18 protein-coding genes are annotated in these 19,159 nt (G+C 71.9%); 6 read left to right on the top strand and 12 right to left on the bottom strand.

Going from position 1 to position 19,159, the window contains the following annotated elements; genetic code table 11:
* The first annotated feature begins 63 nt into the window (after positions 1 to 63).
* Positions 64 to 1,329: a sensor histidine kinase gene (locus tag NUT86_RS36050; protein ID WP_274739565.1), complete on the top strand. Its 1,266-nt coding sequence runs from the start codon at positions 64 to 66 to the stop codon at positions 1,327 to 1,329.
* A complete protein-coding gene (locus tag NUT86_RS36055; protein ID WP_274739566.1) occupies positions 1,314 to 1,961 on the top strand; it encodes a response regulator transcription factor in 648 nt (215 codons plus the stop codon). The genes NUT86_RS36050 and NUT86_RS36055 overlap by 16 nt, the downstream gene beginning before the upstream one ends.
* Before the next feature lie 72 nt (positions 1,962 to 2,033).
* Here the strand turns inward: NUT86_RS36055 and NUT86_RS36060 are convergent, their stop codons facing one another.
* The 3 genes from NUT86_RS36060 to NUT86_RS36070 form a co-directional block, all read right to left on the bottom strand.
* Entirely contained in the window at positions 2,034 to 2,267 is a 234-nt protein-coding gene (locus tag NUT86_RS36060) for a hypothetical protein (protein ID WP_159484685.1), read from the bottom strand.
* 7 nt (positions 2,268 to 2,274) lie between these two features.
* On the bottom strand, positions 2,275 to 2,907 hold the full coding sequence (locus NUT86_RS36065; RefSeq protein ID WP_148588590.1) for a TNT domain-containing protein: 633 nt from the start codon (positions 2,905 to 2,907) through the stop codon (positions 2,275 to 2,277).
* Positions 2,908 to 3,193: 286 nt separating this feature from the next.
* Positions 3,194 to 3,925, bottom strand: coding sequence for a dienelactone hydrolase family protein (locus NUT86_RS36070; protein WP_274739568.1), 732 nt, complete (start codon positions 3,923 to 3,925; stop codon positions 3,194 to 3,196).
* A gap of 203 nt (positions 3,926 to 4,128) precedes the next feature.
* Here NUT86_RS36070 and NUT86_RS36075 point away from each other — a divergent pair, with 203 nt between their 5' ends.
* The gene (locus NUT86_RS36075) at positions 4,129 to 4,746 is read left to right on the top strand and encodes an MBL fold metallo-hydrolase (protein ID WP_274739570.1); all 618 of its coding nucleotides are present in this window, start codon (positions 4,129 to 4,131) and stop codon (positions 4,744 to 4,746) included.
* Positions 4,747 to 4,848: 102 nt separating this feature from the next.
* Here the strand turns inward: NUT86_RS36075 and NUT86_RS36080 are convergent, their stop codons facing one another.
* Positions 4,849 to 5,322: a MarR family winged helix-turn-helix transcriptional regulator gene (locus tag NUT86_RS36080; protein WP_018088658.1), complete on the bottom strand. Its 474-nt coding sequence runs from the start codon at positions 5,320 to 5,322 to the stop codon at positions 4,849 to 4,851.
* 76 nt (positions 5,323 to 5,398) lie between these two features.
* On the opposite strand from NUT86_RS36080, the gene NUT86_RS36085 reads away from it, so the two are divergent.
* The 3 genes from NUT86_RS36085 (at position 5,399) to NUT86_RS36095 (ending at position 7,429) form a co-directional block, all read left to right on the top strand.
* On the top strand, positions 5,399 to 6,220 hold the full coding sequence (locus NUT86_RS36085) for an alpha/beta fold hydrolase (protein ID WP_174876299.1): 822 nt from the start codon (positions 5,399 to 5,401) through the stop codon (positions 6,218 to 6,220).
* Positions 6,221 to 6,300: 80 nt separating this feature from the next.
* A complete protein-coding gene (locus tag NUT86_RS36090; protein WP_159484680.1) occupies positions 6,301 to 7,074 on the top strand; it encodes a DUF72 domain-containing protein in 774 nt (257 codons plus the stop codon).
* A gap of 70 nt (positions 7,075 to 7,144) precedes the next feature.
* Entirely contained in the window at positions 7,145 to 7,429 is a 285-nt protein-coding gene (locus NUT86_RS36095; RefSeq protein ID WP_018088661.1) for an acylphosphatase, read from the top strand.
* Between the two features lie 74 nt (positions 7,430 to 7,503).
* Here the strand turns inward: NUT86_RS36095 and NUT86_RS36100 are convergent, their stop codons facing one another.
* The 8 genes from NUT86_RS36100 to NUT86_RS36135 all read right to left on the bottom strand — a co-directional run bounded on the left by NUT86_RS36100 (position 7,504) and on the right by NUT86_RS36135 (position 19,072).
* Positions 7,504 to 8,907, bottom strand: a complete 1,404-nt coding sequence (locus tag NUT86_RS36100) for a lanthionine synthetase C family protein (RefSeq protein ID WP_274739574.1) — start codon at positions 8,905 to 8,907, stop codon at positions 7,504 to 7,506.
* The gene (locus NUT86_RS36105) at positions 8,904 to 12,044 is read right to left on the bottom strand and encodes a lantibiotic dehydratase (protein WP_274739575.1); all 3,141 of its coding nucleotides are present in this window, start codon (positions 12,042 to 12,044) and stop codon (positions 8,904 to 8,906) included. The genes NUT86_RS36100 and NUT86_RS36105 overlap by 4 nt, the downstream gene beginning before the upstream one ends.
* Positions 12,045 to 12,137: 93 nt before the next feature.
* Positions 12,138 to 12,278, bottom strand: a complete 141-nt coding sequence (locus tag NUT86_RS36110; protein ID WP_020397713.1) for a hypothetical protein — start codon at positions 12,276 to 12,278, stop codon at positions 12,138 to 12,140.
* A 207-nt stretch (positions 12,279 to 12,485) separates the two neighbouring features.
* On the bottom strand, positions 12,486 to 13,535 hold the full coding sequence (locus NUT86_RS36115) for a UDP-N-acetylmuramate dehydrogenase (protein WP_274740733.1): 1,050 nt from the start codon (positions 13,533 to 13,535) through the stop codon (positions 12,486 to 12,488).
* A 169-nt stretch (positions 13,536 to 13,704) separates the two neighbouring features.
* On the bottom strand, positions 13,705 to 15,012 hold the full coding sequence (locus NUT86_RS36120) for a hypothetical protein (protein WP_274739578.1): 1,308 nt from the start codon (positions 15,010 to 15,012) through the stop codon (positions 13,705 to 13,707).
* Positions 15,013 to 15,296: 284 nt separating this feature from the next.
* On the bottom strand, positions 15,297 to 16,583 hold the full coding sequence (locus NUT86_RS36125) for an MFS transporter (protein ID WP_274739580.1): 1,287 nt from the start codon (positions 16,581 to 16,583) through the stop codon (positions 15,297 to 15,299).
* Positions 16,584 to 16,892: 309 nt separating this feature from the next.
* Entirely contained in the window at positions 16,893 to 17,906 is a 1,014-nt protein-coding gene (locus tag NUT86_RS36130) for a 2-hydroxyacid dehydrogenase (RefSeq protein ID WP_274739581.1), read from the bottom strand.
* Complete coding sequence (locus tag NUT86_RS36135) at positions 17,903 to 19,072, bottom strand: lactate 2-monooxygenase (protein WP_159484666.1); 1,170 nt, start codon at positions 19,070 to 19,072, stop codon at positions 17,903 to 17,905. Before NUT86_RS36135 ends, NUT86_RS36130 begins: the two co-directional genes overlap by 4 nt.
* Positions 19,073 to 19,159 lie beyond the last annotated feature (87 nt).

The following is a 19,159-nucleotide window of genomic DNA, read 5'->3' on the forward strand; positions in this document are numbered from 1 at the left end:
TTGGGCACATTCCGGGAATCACGGGTGCCACGGCCGGGGTGATGAAGCAGAAAGAGGGGGGTCATGCGACAGGTGGTGTCGTGGATGGCCGGCGCCTGCGTCGGGTTTGCGCGGGCGTGCGTGGTGGTGGCCGTCAGCATGCTGGTCCCGGCCGTGTGGGCCGCTGCCGTGGCGGTGGCGATCCGGTGGGGGGCGGCAAACCCGTGGTCATGGATGCCGGTGTTGGTGCTGGGCGGTGTGGGCACGCTCGCCCTGTCCCGCCCCGTCTGCCGGATGTTCCGCTTCCTCGTCGCGACGTGGACAGCCACCGACATTCCCGCCGGGTATCGGCGGGCCGAACCGGTGGTGCGCATGTCCACCGGCTTCTGGTGGAACGGCTTCTCCTACGAGCGCACCCGTCGGGACGCCCTCCTGGACCAGCGGTGGCGGATCCGGTGGAGTGATCCGGCCACCTGGCGGGACCTGCGCTTCACGGGGATCGCACCGATCACCGCGGGCGTGATCGCGGCCCTCCCGCCGGCCGGCGTCGCGGTGGCGGTCCTCGGGTTCGGCCAGCCGGAGCTCTCCGCACGCCTTGTCGGGGTGCTCGGTCTGGTTGCGGCCGTCGCCGGCGCCCCGTATGCCTGGCGGTCCGCCGAGCCGGTGGCCGTCCGCTTCCTGCGCGCGTCGCCGGCGATGGTGCTGGCGGACCGGGTGGCAGAGCTGACGGCCCAGCGCGCGGACACGACGGTCGCACAGGCCGCCGAGATCCGCCGGATCGAGCGGGATCTGCACGACGGGGCGCAGGCCCGCCTGGTCGGGCTCGGGCTCTCTTTGGCGACCGCGGAGAAGCTGATGGAAACCGACCCCGACCAGGCCAAGGCGCTGATGCGGGAAGCACGGGCCGGCGCCGCCACGTCCCTGACCGAGCTCCGCGAACTGGTCATGGGCATCAACCCGCCGGTGCTGAACGAGCGCGGGCTCATCGATGCCGTGCGCGCTCTGGCCCTGGACAGCCCCCTCGAAGCGGAGGTCAGCGCCGAGGTTCCGCTACGCCTGGACCCGCCGATCGAGTCCGCCCTGTACTTCGGCATCGCCGAACTGGTCACCAACGCGACCAAGCACGCCCGGGCGACCCGGGCACGGATCTCCCTCTCCCGGGACGACACCGGCACCGGCATCGTCGTCGATGTCGAGGACGACGGCCGGGGCGGCGCCGATGTGCGGGCCGGCGGCGGACTTGAGGGGCTGCGCCGCCGCCTTGCGGTCTTCGACGGCACCCTGGAGATCACCAGCCCTGCAGGCGGTCCGACCCGTGTGAGGATGATGGTCCCGTGCGCATCGTTGTAGCCGAGGACCTCTACCTCCTGCGCGAGGGGATGGTCCGCCTCATCGAGGCGTACGGACACCAGGTGGTGGCGACGGCAGCCACCGGGCCCGAGACGCTCGACGCGCTGCTGACATGGCGGCCGGATGCTGCCGTCGTCGACATCCGTATGCCGCCGACCCAGTCGGACGAAGGCCTGCGGTTGGCCCTCGCCGCCCGCAGCGAACTGCCCGGACTCCCGATCTTGATCCTTTCGCAGCACGTCGTACAGCTCTATGCCCGCGAACTCCTGGCCGACGGCGCCGGCGGCATCGGTTATTTCCTCAAGGAGAACGTGTTCGACGCCGAGCAGTTCATCGATGCCCTGGAACGGGTCGCCGGTGGTGGGACGGCCATGGACCCCGCCGTCATCGCCGCGTTGCTGTCCAGCGGCTCCTCGCACCGACGCCTCGAAGGGCTCACCGAACGCGAACACTCCGTGCTCAGCCTCATGGCCGAAGGGCTGTCCAATCAGTCCATCGGCCGGCGGCTCTTCCTCAGTGACAGCGCCATCAGCAAATACACCACCTCCCTGTTCGGCAAGCTCGGCATCACCGATGACGGCACCACCAACCGTCGCGTCCTCGCCGTCCTCACCTACCTGAACGAGCCCTGACGCGCCTCTCGGCCCCCTGCTGCGCGAGTGCGACGAACCAGCCGCTACGGCGCCTCAGTTGCTGCCCCGGAGTCAGGTCAGCAGCCGCCACAGATGCGCACAGGCCGCCTCTTCGTCCGGATGCCGCGCGATGGGCCGGCAGGTGCCGCGTTCATAGGCTCCGGTCTCCCACGCCCCGTCCGCTGTTCTGCGCAGATACAGGAAATCGGGGGGCGTGGGGACGGGTTCATGGACGCCTTCGATGCGGTAGTAGCCGTCGGCCACTCCCGCCGCGGTCAGCGCGGCGCGCAGCTCATGGCGGTCCACTGCCGCGCTACGGCTGAACCGCGGCGAGGTAGCCGTGCTCCAGCAGCCACTTCACATTCAGCCGCTGTCCTTCGCTCGGGTTGAGGAACACCGGGTCGAGCTTGATCTGCCGGCCGCCGCCGGGCTGCTCGAACCAGGGGGCGATGCTGCCTTCCCACACCCAGAACGGCTTGGTGACCTTGTAGACGTGGTAGTCGCACGGCGCCGCCGCTTCACGGGTGTTGAGGTTCTGCGGAGGCAGCGCCCGCTCGGCGTACCGGTCACCGGCCGGTGCCAGATAGGAGCCGTATACGGATCCGAAACGGTCGAGTCGCGCTCCCGGGCGAAGCTTGGTGGGTTCCTTGTCGATCTCGCCGTTGACCTCGGCGAAGCCGTCGTTGGGCGGGTACTTCCAGCTGCCGCTGTCGGCGGGCCCCTGCCAGTACTTCTTCAGGAAGGCCGAAGGCGACAGCGCCCCGGTCCGCTTCCACCCGTTCAGGAGCGGTCCCACGGGCGCATGCCACTTCTTCGGCAGCCACTTGGGGCCCAGCCGGGCCTCGCCCTGGAACTCCCCGGTGCAGGGCGCGGGCCGGGGTGCGGCGGCCGGACGCTGCCGGTCCTGTTGGTGCGGTGCGGCAGCCGCGGCCGGGGCCGTCGCCATGGCCACGGCGATACCGAGGGCGGCAAGTACCGTGCGGACGGTGCGGGTTCGCTTCACTCAGGAGTCTCCTCACGCTCTGACGGACCGGCCTGATCGGCGAGTGCCGGATCAGGCCGCCACTTACGCAAGGTAATGGATCGAGCACGATGGGTGTGCCTGAATGCTGCAACAGGTGGCATGCGCCGGCCGGTGCGTGCGTTGTTGCGGACCACGCCGACCGGTGTGCGCTGGACGCGCCGATCGGGAACGGTCCCGGTCGGCGCGTCCCGGACAGCAGACGGCGAAATCAGCCGAGGTGCCGGGTGAAGAACCGCATCATGCTGTCCAGTTCGAATGCCGGGATCTCCCCGTGCTTGCCGGGGTTGGCGTGCAGGGTCTTCTCGTCTGAAGCCAAGGCGTCGAACAACGCCAAGCCCTCGGCGGGCGGCACCCGTTCATCGTCCCACTGCAGCAGGAACTCCACCGGGACCGTGATCCGTGCGGCGGTCTCCGCCGATGCCTGTGCCCCGCCCAAGCCCAACACCGCCGCGCGGACCCGGGGTTCGGCAGCGACGAACGGAACGCCGAGTCCGCAGCCCAGCGACACACCCCAATAACCCACCGGACCGGCACCGACGTACGCGAGCCCCTGGACCGCGTCCAGGACCGCCCGCCATTCCGGGACGGTCCGGCGAGCTACCAGCGCCTGGAAGCCGGCGATCAGCGGAGCCAGTTCCTCTCCGGCAGCCACACGTGCCTGGTTCTCGGTGGCGATCCGGTCGTACTCCTCATCCTTCGGCCGGTCGCCGTGGCCGGGTACGTCCACCGCCGCCACCGCGAAATCGCACTCGGCCACGAGGCGGCGCGCACGGGCCACGATGCCCGGTGCCTTCTTGTGCTGCCCGCCGCCGTGCCCCATCAGAACGAGGGGACGCGTACCGGCGGCACCTTTCGGCGTCCACAGCACGCCGGGAATCTCGCCGAGGGTGAAGATCTGTTCGGAGACACCGTCGGACGACGTCTCAGAGGTGAAGCGCATAGCGTTTCAAGCCTTTCGGGATGCCTTTTGCGGGCACTCCCCAGGCCATGTAAGAGAGGGAGCCCCGACCCGTCACAGCGTTGATCGGTCTCACCTCCTCAGTGCGCAGCAGTACACGGCGGCGCCGAAGGTATCACGAAGGGTCCATCCCAGGCCGCTGCCGATGGTCGACGCCCGCACCCCGGACGCCTACTCTCCACGGGATGCGCATAACCAAGTACACGCATTCCTGTGTCCGGTTGGAACACCCAGGGGGCGGGACGCTGGTCATCGATCCCGGCATCTGGAGCGAGGCACGGGCGCTGCACGGTGCCGACGCGATCCTGGTGACGCACGAGCATGCCGACCACGTCGATGTGCTGCGGCTCAGGGGCCTCGGCGCGCCGGTCTATGCGCCCAGGGGCGCGGACTTCGGCGGTCTCCTGGACGTCATCGAGGTCGAGCCGGGCGAGGAGTTCAGCGCGGCGGGCTTCGCTGTCACGGCGCACGGCGGCCGGCACGCGCGTATCTACGGTGAGCTGCCGGACTGCGCCAACCTCGGCTATCTGATCGACGAGCGGCTCTACCACCCCGGCGATTCGCTCCATGTGCCCGACCAGCCGGTGGAGACGCTGTTCGTGCCCATGCAGGCATCGTGGCTGCGCACGTCGGAGGCCATCGACTTCGTCCGGGCGGTCAAGCCGGAGCGTGCCTACGGCATCCATGACGCGCAGATCAACGAGCGGGGCCTGCACAGCGTCAACGGCTGGCTCGACGAGGAAGCGGGCGGGTGTTACAGCTGGCTGCCGCCGGGCGCGCTGTCGCCGTGCTCGGAGCGGTGACTGCTTGTCGGGAACGGTAGCCGCCCGTTGGGAGCCCGGCGGTGACCGGTCGCCGCGTGACCCGGCCGTGCCCGGGAGCGCGGGGCGAAGCGCCCGCGCTCCTCAGCCCACCTCCACGTGGTCGAAGAGCGCGAGCATCTTCGTGAGCACCTGCACGCACGCCGTGACGTCGGCGTCGGTCAGATCCCCCTCGACCTGACGGAGCAGGGCGTGCTCACGCGCCAGTACGGCGGTGATGGCGGCCCTGCCCTCATCGGTCAGCCGGATCAGGGAAGACCGCTGATGGGCGGGGTTCGGTGTGATCTCGACCAGCTGTCGTGCCGCGGCGTCATTGACCATGCGCTGGACGAACTGCCGGCTCAGCGCCTGTGCGCGGCCCATCTGCGGAACGGTCATGGGTCCGTTGTCGCGGAGCAGGTCCAGTACGGCCCGCACGCCGACGGACAGCCCCTCGATCGGTGCGGACTGTTCGACCTTGCGCTGTACGCGGCGGTACAGGGGGCCGACGAGGTCGAACACCTCCGTGAGCCGGTGGGCGAGGTCGTCGGGCGCGAGGGGCGGTTCGGTATCGGTCATTCCACCAGGATGACACCTTGGTTGCCAATTCCCCGCCAGAGATGGCACCTTGGTTGTCATGACTGACCTGGCTGACATGACTGATGACCTTGAGATGTCTTCCTTCGAGACCGGGGACGGCCACCTCGCCTACCGCGACATCGGTGCCGGCCGGCCGGTGGTCCTGCTGCACGGCGGCTTCCTGGACAGCGGCATGTGGGACGACCAGTTACCGGCCCTCACACGGAACCACCGGGTGATCGCCCCGGACGCCCGCGGCCACGGCGCCTCCTCGAACGCGACCCGCGCATTCCGGCACACCGACGATCTCGCCGCGCTGCTGCGTCACTTGGACGTCGGCCCCGCGGTCCTCGTCGGGCTGTCGATGGGCGCGGCCACCGCGGTGGACACCGCGCTGGAGCACCCCGGGCTGGTGCGCGCGCTGGTCGTCAGCGGCGCCGGGACCAGTGAGCCGGAGTTCCATGACCCCTGGGTCAAGGACGTCATGGCCGAGCAGGCCCGCGCCCTGGCCGCCGGTGACGTCGAGGGCTGGATCGACGCCTTCATGCTGTTCGCGCCCGGCCCCCACCGCACACTCGACGACGTCGACCAGGACGTCGTACGACGACTGCGGGAGATGACCGCACGGACGCTCGCCAAGCACACCGGCACCGAACCGGACTGGCAGGTCCCCGTGGCCGACACCTGGGCGCGGGCGGCGAAGATCACCGTTCCGGTGCTGGCCCTCAGCGGCGCCATCGACGCCCCCGACCAAATCGGCATGGGGGAACGCCTGGTGCACAGCGTCACCCACGGCCGTGCCAGAACCATCGACGGCGCCGCGCACTACCCCAACATGGAACGCCCGGAAGCCTTCAACGCGTCCCTGGGGGAGTTTCTGCGCACCGTAGGCGCGTAGGGGGCGCCGAGATGCGCGGTAGTGCACCGGCGCCCCGCACGGCTGATATGCCGGGCCCCGCCGCGGGCAAGGATGCGGTCATGACCGTTCTCGTCGGAACCTCCGGCTGGCAGTACAAGGACTGGCGGGAGGTCCTCTACCCGCAGGACCGGCCGCAGCGGCTGTGGCTGGAGGAGTACGCGCGGCACTTCGCCACCGTCGAGAGCAACGCCGCCTTCTACCGGCTTCCCGAGGAGAAGACCTTCGCGGACTGGCGGGACCGGACCCCCGACGGGTTCGTGATGGCCGTGAAGGCAAGCCGCTATCTGACCCACATCAAGCGGCTGCGCGATCCCGAGGAGCCGGTCGGGCGGCTGATGTCGCGGGCCGCCGCCCTCGGCCCCCGGCTCGGGCCCGTTCTGCTCCAACTGCCGCCCACGCTCCGGGTGGACGCCGGGTTGCTGGACGACTGCCTCGGCTGCTTTCCCGCCGGCACCCGGGTGGCCGTCGAGCCCCGCCACCCGTCGTGGTGGACCGCGGAGATCCGTACGGTGCTGGAGCGTCGGGGCGCCGCGCTGTGCTGGGCGGACCGGGGTTCCCGGCCCGTGACGCCCCTGTGGCGGACCGCCGACTGGGGGTATCTGCGCTTCCACGAGGGCCGCGCGGAACCCTGGCCGCGCTACGGCGGACAGGCGCTCACCACCTGGGCGCGGAGGATCGCCGACACCTGGCCGGACCGGGCCGACGTCTACACCTACTTCAACAACGATCCGGGCGGGGCGGCCGTCCGTGACGCCACCCGATTCGCCCGGGCCGTCGCGGCCGCCGGCCGCTCCGTGAGCCGTGCGCCGTCCGGGCGTGGCGCCGCCCGGTGACCGTGGGGCCGGGATATATCTGCGCTCGTACCGGCGGGGCGAGCGAACGAGGTGACGAGGTGAGGCACGGGTGATCCGCAGACGGGTGGTGGTCTCCGGAGAGGTGCACGGTGTGTTCTTCCGCGACACCTGCCGGCGCACGGCCGACCGGCTCGGAGTGGCCGGCTGGGTGCGGAACCTTCCGGACGGGACGGTGGAGGCCGTGTGCGAGGGGGAGCCCGGGCGGGTGCAGAAGCTGGTGGACTGGGCGCACCAGGGGCCGCCCCTGGCCACCGTCGATGCCGTGTCCGTACGGGAGGAAGAGCCGGAAGGGCTGACGGGCTTCGAGATCCGGCCGACACCCGGGGGATTCTGACCTGGCCACGGGACCCGGCCCCGGCCCCGGCCCCGGCCCCGATGTGTCACGGGCTGGCACCCTGAACGACCGCGTCAGCCCATGAGGAAAGCCGCGTCCCAGCCGTTCACCTCGTCGAGGGCGACTCCCCGGCGGGCGTCGGCGTAGTCGGCCAGTACGAGGGCGATTCCGGCGGCGCCGTCCAGCAGACCGGGGTTGTGCACCCGGTGCGGTGCGGGTTCCGAGAGGGGGGAGGGCGGCAGAACCTGGCGGTAGCCAAAGGGAGTTCGGGTATCGCACTCCGCCACGAGCTCCCGGGCGAGTTCGTCCGCCGCAGCCCACCACTCGGTCCGCCCGGTGGCGACGGCCATCCGGCTGACGGTGTGCAGGATGCCCGCCCGGCCATGGCAGAAGCCCGGGTCGGCGGACACGGCCGCATCGTACGGGCGGCGCACCAGTCCGCTGAGCGCGTCCTCGGCCAGGTCCGTCAGCCGGCGGTCGCCGAGCGCCCGCCCGGCCAGATACAGGGTCCAGGCGATCCCGGAGGTCCCGTAACACCATCCCGGCCGGCTCCTCGCCCCCGCCTCCCGGGACCGCCGGCGCTGCCGGGACGGGTGGGAAGGCTCCCCGGATGCCTCCGGGTGGGCGACGCGGCCGGGCCACTGCGTGCCCAGCTCGTCGGGGTGGCCCAGGCTCACCACCCAGTCGGCCATCCGGCGGAGGGCATCCGGCATCCCCGGCACCCGGTGTCCGGAGCGGTACGCCAGCGACATCAGGGCGAGCGGGCCGCAAATCCCGTGCGCGACACCGACGTTGAAGTCGCCGTTCGGGAACTCCGCCCGGTCCCGCGGGACGAGATACCGGTCGGGGGCGCACCACCACCCCGGAATCCGGCTGCCGTCTCCTGCCGGGGACGGCAGGGGATGCGTCATCCCGACCAGAAAGCCGAGGACGTCGCGGAGCGCCCGCGCGCACCGTTCGTCGCCGTGGTCGGCCGCCAGCAGCAGGCCACGGCCCTCGCCCGCCAGGCCCGAGATCGCGTCGTAATCGCCGGCCGCCAGCCCCGGGCCGTGCTCCTGCCGCCGGGCCACCAGCCGGGCGACATGGGCCCGGACGTATCCGGCGTGCACCTCGGCGCTGCGCGTCAGCAGCCGGGTGTATCCGCCGTGCTCCTGGGCGTGCAGCCGGGCGGGCAGCAGCAGATCACCGACCGCGGCCGGGCCGGCCTCGGTGGTCGCCGCGACGGCCGCCGCGAGGTGGGCGTGCCCGACCGCCGCATACCGGGCGTCGTTCCGGGCGCACCTGGTGTGCAGCAGCGCGATGCCGGGGTGTCCCAGCAGCAGCGACGCGGGCTGCCAGGCGGGCTGCAGCAGTTCCGGCGGCAGCGCGGCGAACGCCTCGTGGGCGGTGCCGGCCACCTGCTCCGGTGAGCTCAGCAGATCGGCGACGCGGTGGGCGAGGTCCGACGCCGCGTCGCACAGCGCGAGGGGTGCGGTCATCTGTTGTTCCGCTTCCGTCCGAGCCACAGTGCCAGCGCCTCACGGGCCGTCGCATGTGCCGTCAGTTCCTGTTCGCGCAGCGGGCCGAGCAGCCGGTTGCAGTGCATATGGGTCAGGCTCAGGGCGATCCGCGCCGTCCGGTCAGGGGCCGTCGCACCGGCGGACAGCACCTCGCGCAGGCCGGCCAGCGCCGGGCCGCGGGTGCTCCACCCGACGCCCCAGCCGTCCGCCGCGGCCGGCGGGCCGGGCCGGGCGTGTGCGTCCAGCAGTGCGGCGACCTCCTGCTTCCGGGCCCGCGGGACCTCTCCCCGGCGCTCCAGCACCGACGGGCTGCTGAGCCAGTTGAGCGCCTCGTCCGGAGAGCCGAGGCGGGTGAGGATGTCGAGGATGCCCAGCGCGGCCGGCAGCGACGGCTCGTCCAACTGGTCGGGGGCCATGGCCAGCAGCGTGACGACGGACTCGCTGTCGGCGTGGAAGACGCGCTCGGCGTGCCCGAGGGCGGCCGGTCCGCCGTACCGCTCGACCTCGGGCTCGTAGGTGTCCAGGACCACGTTCCCGAGGAGCCCCGCCTCCGCACGCGCCCGCGCCCAGGAGTGGAGCTCGGGCAGCAGCACCGGCCACAGGGAGTCCGGCTTGCCGTGGAACCGCAGCCGGATGTGCGGGACGGGATCCTCGTAACGGAGGAAGAACCAGAGGTCGGCGCCCGCCCTGCGCAGCAGCTCGGGGTCGGTCAGCGCCCCGAGGTGACGGGCCAGCACCTCCGGCTGGCGGGCCCGGGGCACATAGATCTTCGCGTAGAGCCACTCGCCACCGGGCAGATGAGTACGCGCGCCGCGGCCGCTGTCGGGTCCACCCGTCAGGAGCGGGGTCGGCGCCGTCACGGGAGGGGCCTGCCGGGTGCCCTGCGCGGCGCTCCGGCCGGCGGGCCGGGCGAAGACGGGGAAGACGAACTCGGCGGCATGGGAGCCCTCGGGGCCCTGGAACCATTGCCGTTCCTCCTGGCCGCCGAACCGCTCCACCAGCGTCAGACCGGTCGCCCGCCGCACCTCGTCGCGGAGGACCAGAAGCTGCAGCGGGTCGTCGAGATCGACCGCGACGCGGTGGTCGGCCTTGGTGAGCAGCACCCGCCGGGGGACGCCCCAGCGCCGCCGCCACTGCCCGACCTGCGCACCCCACTCCTCGTCCCCCCGGCCGGCCGCGGCGCGCAGCGCCCGGTCCGGCAGCCATTGCGCCGGGGAGAGCACGGTCCGGCCGTGGCGCACCCGCGGCAGCGCCGGAGCCGAGGCCCAGCTGCCCCAGCTCCACGGTGCGCAGAAGGACCGGCCCTCCTGCCCGAGCTCCAGCAGGAACCGCGCCACGTGCGGAAGATGACCGTTGCCCGGGTGGAGCATGGAGTACGACAGCGGCCGCACCCTGCGGCCGGTCGCTCCGTCGACGAGCCGCAGACCGTCCGTATCCGCATGGACCGCCAGATGCTCCAGACGCAGATCCTGCGCGGTCTCCGCCATGGCGGGTCCCACACCCAGGGGGAGGCGATGGGAGAGCCACTGCGGAACGGCGGACACATTGCCGGAGCGCGCCACCCTGGGCCGGTAGGCGACACAGGCCGGGATCTCGCCGTCCGGCGCGCTCTGCTCCGCGTGCAGCGCCAGCTCCTGAATCCGCGCGCCCGACTGGCCGAGCACCGGCGCGAACCGGCTGAACATCGCCCCCGCCAGCGGCGACACTGCCTGAGGCGCGAGCACCAGATGGAAGTCCCCGTCACACAGGGCCTCCCAGTCCGGCGCCACCAGCTCGGCTCCTACCTCCATGCTCAGGGGGGCCGGTCCGCGCTCCGCCGGTTCCAGGGCACGTACGGTCTCCTCGTCGAGCACCACTTCCCGGGCGCCACGGCGGGCCGCGTCCATCAGCAGTTCGCCGAGGACCCGGTCGCGCTCCCCGGGCTCGGGGGAGGGCAGGGCAGCGGGCCCGCTGTGGGGGCGCGGCAGCCCCAACCCCCGCGCTTCGTCGAGCAGTTCCAGCACCGGCACCGGGCGATCGGTGCCGTACCGTTCGAGGAAGGCCAGGCGGTAGTCGCGCAGATGCGGATTGCCGCGGTGGACGGGAGAGGTCCGCCACAGCACCGTCGCGGCACGGGCCGCTTCCCGGGCCACTTCTTCCGGCAGCGTCAGCCGCACGTCCAGGGACAGGTCCGTCTGAAGGACGTCGGCCGCCGGCTGGAGCGCCCGCATCCGCGCGGATACCGCGGTCAGCCGGGCCCGCCGGCCGCCCGGCGGCGCGGCGTCCAGGGCTTGCAACTCCGCATATATGGAGCGGAGTTCATGCGCCGTCGGATGGTCGACCCCGTGCAGCCGGTCGCGTATGTGGTCGAGGGGGGCGGTGCAGTCGGGCGGCGGCGTCAGGTCGGTCAGCAGGAAGTGGCCGCGGACCAGCTGCACGATGCTGCTCTCGACCGCGCCTTCGGGCGCCTGCGGGAACTGCCGCTTCCCCTCTTCCACCAGCCGGGGAAAGGGGGTGGCGCGCGCGGCTGCGGCCAGGAGGTGCCGGACCACCCGGGTGTGGCTCACCGATCCGGCCAACTGCCGCTCTCCGGTGCGGTCATGGTGGTCGACCAGCACCAGCCGGCCGTTCCGTACGGTGTGCAGGTTGTTGGCCGTGAGCCGTGAACGCTCCAGTACGGCGGGGACCTCGCGCAGGGGCTCCAGAACGGCGTCCAGCCAGGCCGCGTCCGGCCGGGTCACGCTGCGCCCGCCGCCGACCGGTTCCCGTGCGGGCGCCGGTCCGAATCCGGCGAGACCGACCCCCGCGAACAAGCCGAACGGGGTGGGGCGGTGGGACATCCGTGAGCGGTATTTCGTCAGCGATATCGCGAGACGACGCAGCGACTTGAGTCTGAGCCGTTCCCCCGCGACAACCCGGTCCGCCTCCGCTGCCAGGCTCGCGCTGGCCAGGCTCACCGCCTCCATGAGTCGTGGGTCGGCGGCGAGTTGGGCGATGTGCCGTCGCAGCCGCTCCTCTTCGGGCAGGGCCTCGTCGGGCTGCCGGGCCGGGGCATCGTCCGGTGGCAGGAGGAGGGCCGCGGCCCGCACCAGAGCCACCGTCCCGCACTCGAAGGCCACCTCACCCGTACCGCTCATGTCCGCCCCCGCCCCGTTCCCCTGTCATCGCTTCGCCCGACGACGGTGCGGGGTGGTGCGGGACGACCTCCCGCACCACCCCGCACCCGTGTCTCAGCAGCGCCAGGAGGTGGGCGGGCAGACCTGCGTCATGAGCTTCGAGTCCTGCGCCTTCACGGCGGTGTCGGCCGACTCCATGATTTCCATGTCCAGGTCGAGGTCGAATTCGTCCACGTTGATGGTGACGTTCTCCATGATCCCCTCCAAGAAAGTTAATTCAATTCCGGAGTATTTCCGGTTGTTGCGCGGATATTTCGCAACCGCCGACGTATTCCATCCGAGGCCGCGGACCGGGGTCAAGCACGTTTGATGTTTGGCCAAGGAGCAACGCCCCTGCTCCGGGCCTGTGTTACGTTGCGCCCGGCCTCGGCCGCACGCGCCCCGCACGGCCGGTGTGCCGCCTCAGAGGAAGTCGAGTTCGGAGGTGAGCCGGACCCCCGTGCGGCGCAGCACCTCCTGGCGTACGAGCTCGATCGCCCGGGTGAAACCGGCGGCGGTCGCCCCCTCATCGGCGACCAGTGTGTAGTGCAGCGAGGAAAGGCGAACGCCCGTGACGACCGGGGTGCCCAGCTCGAAACCGGCCTGCCGGATGAGCCAGCTCGCACTCACCCGGGTCGAGCCGTCGGGGAAGCGGTTCACCGGCGCGTGGCGCGCCCGCAGGCCGTTGGCCTGCGCGGCGGAGATCTCGGGGCTGAGGAATACACTGCCCACCGATCGGTCGTCGGTGCCGCTGCAGCCCAGCACCATGCCCTTGCTCCGTCGCACAGTGAGCACCGCCTGGGCCACCTCCTCCAGCGGAACGCTGCTCCCGACCGGGACATCGAGCACACCGGCCACCGTCCGGTAGGTCACCGGCGCGCTCAGCGCGGACCGGCGCAGCGCGAAGACCAGGGTCAGCAGCGTCCACCGGCGGGAGTGCTTGAAGACACTGGTGCGGTGGCCCAGCCCGCAGGCCGCGGCGTCCAGGGTGACCATACGGTGCAACTCCCAGTCCCACGCCGTCACTTCCACCAGGCAGTCGGCGGTCTCCTGACCGTAGGCGCCGACGTTCTGGACCGGGGTGGCGCCGGTGGTCCCGGGGATGCCCACGAGCATCTCCAGCCCCGTGAGGCCCTCGGCGATGGTGGTGTCGACCAGGTCGCCGAGGGGATGACCGGCCTGGACCTCGACCAGCACCCGTCCATCGGCGGTGCTCCCGGTCATGCGCAGGCCCTTGGTGCTCATCCGCAGCACGGCGCCCTCGCATCCGGCGTCGCTGACCACCACATTGCTTCCTGCGCCGAGACAGACCGGCTCGCCGGGGGAGGCGTCGGCCAGCGTGACGAACTCGGGGAAGTCCGCGGGGTCGAACAGCTCGAAGAGGACCGCCGCCGGTCCTCCGATGCCCAGCGTGGTCATCGGGGCGAGCGGTGCCTCGTGAGTGACTCGCATATGTTCCTGTTTCTCCTGGATGCCGTTCCGTGTCGAGGGGTCGTGTCAGGGGAGCGCGCGGTGCTGCGGCCGTCCCTCAGTGTGTGACGGGCGGGACGCCCTGCCGCGCTCCCGCACGAGGGGAGGGGGCCGGTGTCCTGCCGACGGCCCGGGAACGGCACGGCGGACGACGGGACAACGCGCTCACGCCTCAGCCCGCCGCCTGCGCCTGGCCCGCCGTCAGCAGATCGTCGGCCCGTTGCACGATGTCACGCGCCACCGCACTGTCGTACCGCACAAAGCGCCGCCGGAGCGCCATCAGCCGCGCGTGGGCGCGCTGCGAGCTGACGTTCTCGGCCAGGGCCAGCGCGTCCGTGGCGGCCTCCGCCGCGCCGTCGAGCTCGCAGCGCGCCAGTCGCGCCTCGGCCAGCGAGGCGCTGTGCAGCAGCAGATTGCGCGGCTGGCTTCCCTGGAGCATGTCGATCCCGCGGGTGAGATGCTCCTCCGCCCGCTTGGGCCGCCCCAACTCCAGCCAGGCCCGGCCGGCGTCGGCGACCATGACCGCGGGGGTGAGCCAGTACGCCCAGGGCGGCTCGGCCGAGGGCCTGCCCGTCCGGCTGAGCTCGGCAGCGTCCTCCAGGGCCCGTTGACAGGCCGCCTCGTCGCCGAGACTGGCATGGGCTCTGGCCTCGCGGGTGGCCAGCAGCGCCTGCCCGATGCCCATGTCCTCCTGCGCCGACCCCTTGCGGGCGATACGGATCAGACGCAGCGCCTCCTCCGCCCGGCCGGCCCACCCGGCCCGGTAGCTCATACAGGAGATGATGTACGCGGCGAGCGGCCGGTCGCCGGCGGCCCGTGCGGCGCCCAGCGCGGACAGGAAGCGGGAGTTGCTCAGCTCGTCCATGCCCTGATCGGCCGTCAGCCAGGCGGTGAGCTGGCCGAGTTCGGCGATGATGCGGTGCAGCCGCCGCCCGGTCGAGGCGTCGTAGGAGTACTTGGCGGCCAGCCTTTCCGCCCACTGGAGGTCCTGCAGCGCCCAGTCCAGTACGAGACCGCTGCTGCCGCTGTCGTCCAGCTGCCGCAGCTGCTGGATTCTGACGGTCAGCATCTCGACCGCGACCCCGGGGACCTCGTCGCCGCGCGACCGCGAGGGCGGGGGCACCGCTTCGTCGGCCACCAGCCAGTCCACCGACGCGGTGAGCGGATCGAGGGCGGCCGGCCGCTGGACGGGCGTCGCGAGACGCTGCCGAGCGGGGGCCGGCCGGAACTGCGGGGCCGTGGACGGGAAGTGCTCGGGCCACAACGCCTCGACCGTCACCGGCTCGCCGAGATGGTCGGACAGGATCTTGGCGATGATGTACGGCAGCCGGCGCCGGGGGCAGGAGCCCTTCAGCCAGTTGTACGGGGCCTTGCTGCTGATGGTGCCGTTGCCGCAGCGCCTGTTGATCTCACGGGCCAGCCGCTCCGGTGGCCAGGACAATCGCGCCAGACAGGTCGCTAACACAGACGTATCGTTCATCGGCGGAGAACCTCGGCCGCGGCGGCGCTCGATGCGGGAAAAGTGGTGTCCGGGGCAGGACCGGTCAGCTCCGGCGACTGCCGCAGGCGCTCCGGAGCCGGGTCGGGTGGGAGCGGAATCGGACCGATGGTCTCCATAGCCGCTTTCCACGCCCCCTGCCGCCAACTGCCCAGCCATACTAGGGATTCCCGGGAGCCGGACAGCGAATCTGTGATGACTGACACAGCTCTTGCACATGATGTGCAAGTACCGGAGCCGATCATGAGGCGTCGCAACCCCGTGCCTCAGACCTTGTGCAGTTGCCGGGCCGGATCCTGCTCCCGCACGGGTACCGGGCGCAGCGCCCTCCAGTAGAGCCCGACCCCGACCGCCAGCACGGCCACCGCGAACAGGAAGGGCGCGTCGAACGACCCGGTCATCTGCGCCAGCCAGCCGGTGAGCAGCACACCGCCCGCGGTGGCCGCCGTATTGAGAAAGTTCATCAGCCCGCTGACCGCCCCCACCGCTCCCGGCGGTGCGAGCAGCCCGGGCAGCGCCCAGGCGACCGGCGCGGCGATGGCCAGCCCCGCCAGCGAGACGGACATCCAGCAGACCGCGACGGCGGGTGATCCGGCGCTCCCCGCGGCGCCGATCGTGCCGCCCAGCGCCAGCCCGCAGGTCAACACGGTCCTGCGGACCACCCACGGGTCGCGGCCCCGGCGGATCAGCCGGTCCACCAGCCAGCCCCCCACGGCGAGTTCGGCGACCGTCGCGATCGCCCAGGGGACCATCGAGTAGAAGCCGGACTGCAGCAGCCGCACATGGAACTCCCGCTGAAGGAACTCGGGCATCCAGGTCAGCACGATGTTGATGGTGTAGCCGTAACAGGCGAAACCGCAGGCCACGGTCCAGACCCTGCCGGAGCGCAGGGCCGAGCGGAACTGCCGCAGCCCGCCCCGGTCGGTGTCCCGTGCCCCGCCCCGGAGGATGAACTCCCGCTCCGCCGGCCGCAGGGAGCGGTACTCGGACGGGTCCCGGTAGCCCCACCACCACACGACGGTGAACAGCAGACTGACCGCGGCGCTGAACAGGAACCCCGCCCGCCAGCCCCACTCGCTCATCACGAACGCCAGCACCGGGAACGACACCATGTTGGCCAGCTTGGTGGCGCCGTCGAACAGCGCCGTCGCCATCCCGCGCTCACTGACGGGGAACCACGCCGCGGTCGCCTTGGAGGCCCCGACCATCGAGGGACCCTCGGCCACCCCGAGCAGCAGGCGCGCCAGGATGATGGGGCCGACCCCGCCGGCCACCGCGGTGAGCAGGCCCGCGACGGCCCACAACGCGGAGGCGATCCGGGTGAGCCGCGAGACGCCCAGGATGTCCACGAGCATGCCGGCGGGTAACTGCACCAGACAGTACGACCAGGTGAAGGCCGAGAGCACCACACCGAGTTGCTGCAGGTCCAGCCCGAACTCGTCGGCGATCGAGGAGCTCGCCACCGATATCGCCGTACGGTCAAGGAAGTTGACGACGATACCGCCGGCGAGCAGTCCGCCGATCGCCCAACGGGTGCGTCCACGGGGTTCCACGAGCGTGCGCCAGCCTTTCCTGGTGAGCCTTGCCTTGCGCCCCCGGGCACCCGTCGGCGGGCACCGCTTGAGGGGTGCCCACCGACGGGTGGCGAGGAGCGCATCGGAGCCGATGCCGGGCGGACGCTACTCCTGTTGCCGGGGCGTCAGCCGTCGAAAGTGTCGAGAAATGGCGGTGGCGCGCCAGGAACGCGCCACCGCGCCGCACCGCTCCTGTGTTCGGGCCCGACGTCCGGCGCCCGGAACAATGGCTGAAATTCAGAAAGGAGCACGCACCCGCGCCTCGCCGCGGCGAGGGTGCCGTTGCCGTTACGACACGACGTCCCGCAGCGGCTTGCCCTCCAGATGGCCGATGACGTTCTGCACGGCCGCCAGGGCGATGCGGACCAGGGTCTCGCGGGTGACGCCCGCGACGTGCGGGGAGAGAACCACGTTCGGGGCCTTGAGCAGGCGCAGCGCGGCCGTGGGCGGTTCGGGGTCGAAGACGTCGAGGCCGGCGCCGGCGAGGGCCCCCGCCTCCAGGGCGTCCGCGAGGGCGTCCTGGTCGATGAGGGCGCCGCGTGCGGTGTTGATGACGAACGCGGTGGGCTTGAGGAGGGCGAGCCGCTCCGCGTCGAGGAGGTGGCGGGTCCGGTCGTTGAGCGGGGCGTGCAGGGTGACGTAGTCGGCGGTGCGGAGCAGGTCGTCGAGGCTCAGATGGCGGGCGCCGCCGAGGCGGGCCTCGGTCTCCGGTCCGGCGGGCCTCGGCCCCGTATAGACGACGGTCATGTCGAACGCGACGGCGCGGCGCGCCACTTCCTCGCCGATATGGCCGAGGCCAATGATGCCGAGGGTCTTGCCGGACAGTTCGGTCAGCGACTGCTGGAGGCGCGGCAGCGCCCAGTCGGCCTCGACGAGGGCCGTGTGGGCCGGGACCAGCTGCTTGGCGAGGGCGAGCATGAGGGCGAAGGTCTGCTCCGCCACGTTCTGCTTCTCCGCACCGCTGGAGCCGATGTTGCAGACCGGGACGCCCCGCTCGCGGGCCGCGTCCAGGTCGACGTAGTCGAAGCCGTGGCTGGCGCACTGGATGAGCTCCAGATGCGGTGCGGCGGCGAGGTGGTCCGCGGTGACCGGGCTCAGACCGGTGATCAGGAGGTGGGCCTCGCGCAGCGCCGCCGGGTCCTCGTCGGCCGACTCGACGACGGTGACCCGGGCCTGGCCGGGGAAGAGACCGGCCAGCGCGGCACCGGCGGTACGGCCGCCGACATGCGGCGAGACGACGGCGAGCAGGTTCTTCACGGGGTGCGGCTCCGGGGTGGGGGCCGACTGCGGCGCGGTGGTCATACGGATCCCTCGATGAGGTCGTCGGCGGTCGGAGTGGTGGGGCGGGAGTGCCCGGACAGCGCGAGGGTGAGGTCGAACTCGGCGAGCAGACAGCGCAGCACATGCTCGACACCCGCCTGGCCGTCGAGGCCGAGCCCGTAGGCGTAGGGCCGCCCCACCAGCACCGACTTCGCGCCCAGGGCGAGCGCCTTGAAGATGTCGTCGCCGGTGCGGATACCGCTGTCGAAGAGGACGGTGAGCCGGCCGGCGGCCGCCTCGGCGACCCGGGGCAGCGCATCGGCGGCGGCCACGGAGCCCGCCACCTGGCGGCCGCCGTGGTTGGAGACGACCACACCGTCCACACCGGCCTCGGCGGCCCGCAGCGCGTCATCCGGGTGCAGAATGCCCTTGAGCACGATCGGGCCGTCCCAGTTCTCCCGCAGGAACGCCAGGTCCGGCCAGGTTTTGGCGGGGTCGGCGAACATCCCCACGAAGTGCCGGACCGCCGCGTTCGGGTCCTCGTGGACCGGTTTGGCGAGCCCTGCCCGGAACGCGGGGTCGCTGAAGTAGTTGGCGGTGCCCACACCGTGCAGGAACGGCAGATAGGCCTGGTCGAGATCGCGCGGCCGCCAGGCGAGGAGCGGGGTGTCGAGCGTGACGAACAGTGCGGTGTAGCCCGCCGCCTTCGCCCGGTGCAGAAAACTCCTGGTGACCTCGCGGTCCTTCGCCCAGTACAGCTGGAACCACCGCTCCCCGTCACCCATCGCCTCGGCGACCTGCTCCATGGGCGTGCTGGAAGCGGAGGACAAGATGTACGGCAGGCCCTGCGCCGCGGCGGCCCGCGCGGCGGCGGACTCCGCGTCCGGGTGCATGATCGACAGCACGCCGACCGGCGCCAGCGCGAGCGGCGCGGGCAGCGCACGGCCGCACACCTCCACGGACAGATCGCGTTCGTGCACATCGCGGAGCATCCGCGGGACGATCCGGCGGCGGTCCAGTGCGGCCCGGTTGGCGTCGGCGGTGCTGCCGGTGCCCGCGCTGCCCGCCACATAGCCGACCGGGCCGGGGCCGAGACGCTGCTCGGCGAGCCGCTCCAGCCGGGTCAGATCCGTCGGCAGCCGCGGTACGGCGCCCGTCATGCCGTGGAGATAGATCTCGTACTGGAAGTCCGCCCAGTGCTTCGCCATCCGTACTCCCGCCTCTCGTCGCTGAGACTGCGTGCTCACCCGAGATCCTGGCGACAGTGACAAGACCCGTCCACCGCGCTGCGCACA

It is taken from the genome of Streptomyces sp. G7(2002), assembly GCF_028870195.1.
GTDB lineage: Bacteria > Actinomycetota > Actinomycetes > Streptomycetales > Streptomycetaceae > Streptomyces > Streptomyces nigrescens.

Bases quoted from the DNA above. Each gene is read 5' to 3' on its own strand.
- NUT86_RS36135 (WP_159484666.1), bottom strand. From the start codon at position 19,072: ATGGCGAAGCACTGGGCGGACTTCCAGTACGAGATCTATCTCCACGGC.
- NUT86_RS36090 (WP_159484680.1), top strand. From the start codon at position 6,301: ATGACCGTTCTCGTCGGAACCTCCGGCTGGCAGTACAAGGACTGGCGG.
- NUT86_RS36120 (WP_274739578.1), bottom strand. From the start codon at position 15,012: ATGAACGATACGTCTGTGTTAGCGACCTGTCTGGCGCGATTGTCCTGG.
- NUT86_RS36105 (WP_274739575.1), bottom strand. From the start codon at position 12,044: ATGAGCGGTACGGGTGAGGTGGCCTTCGAGTGCGGGACGGTGGCTCTG.
- NUT86_RS36050 (WP_274739565.1), top strand. From the start codon at position 64: ATGCGACAGGTGGTGTCGTGGATGGCCGGCGCCTGCGTCGGGTTTGCG.
- NUT86_RS36085 (WP_174876299.1), top strand. From the start codon at position 5,399: ATGACTGATGACCTTGAGATGTCTTCCTTCGAGACCGGGGACGGCCAC.
- NUT86_RS36070 (WP_274739568.1), bottom strand. From the start codon at position 3,925: ATGCGCTTCACCTCTGAGACGTCGTCCGACGGTGTCTCCGAACAGATC.
- NUT86_RS36080 (WP_018088658.1), bottom strand. From the start codon at position 5,322: ATGACCGATACCGAACCGCCCCTCGCGCCCGACGACCTCGCCCACCGG.
- NUT86_RS36110 (WP_020397713.1), bottom strand. From the start codon at position 12,278: ATGGAGAACGTCACCATCAACGTGGACGAATTCGACCTCGACCTGGAC.
- NUT86_RS36075 (WP_274739570.1), top strand. From the start codon at position 4,129: ATGCGCATAACCAAGTACACGCATTCCTGTGTCCGGTTGGAACACCCA.
- NUT86_RS36130 (WP_274739581.1), bottom strand. From the start codon at position 17,906: ATGACCACCGCGCCGCAGTCGGCCCCCACCCCGGAGCCGCACCCCGTG.
- NUT86_RS36065 (WP_148588590.1), bottom strand. From the start codon at position 2,907: ATGGCGACGGCCCCGGCCGCGGCTGCCGCACCGCACCAACAGGACCGG.
- NUT86_RS36100 (WP_274739574.1), bottom strand. From the start codon at position 8,907: ATGACCGCACCCCTCGCGCTGTGCGACGCGGCGTCGGACCTCGCCCAC.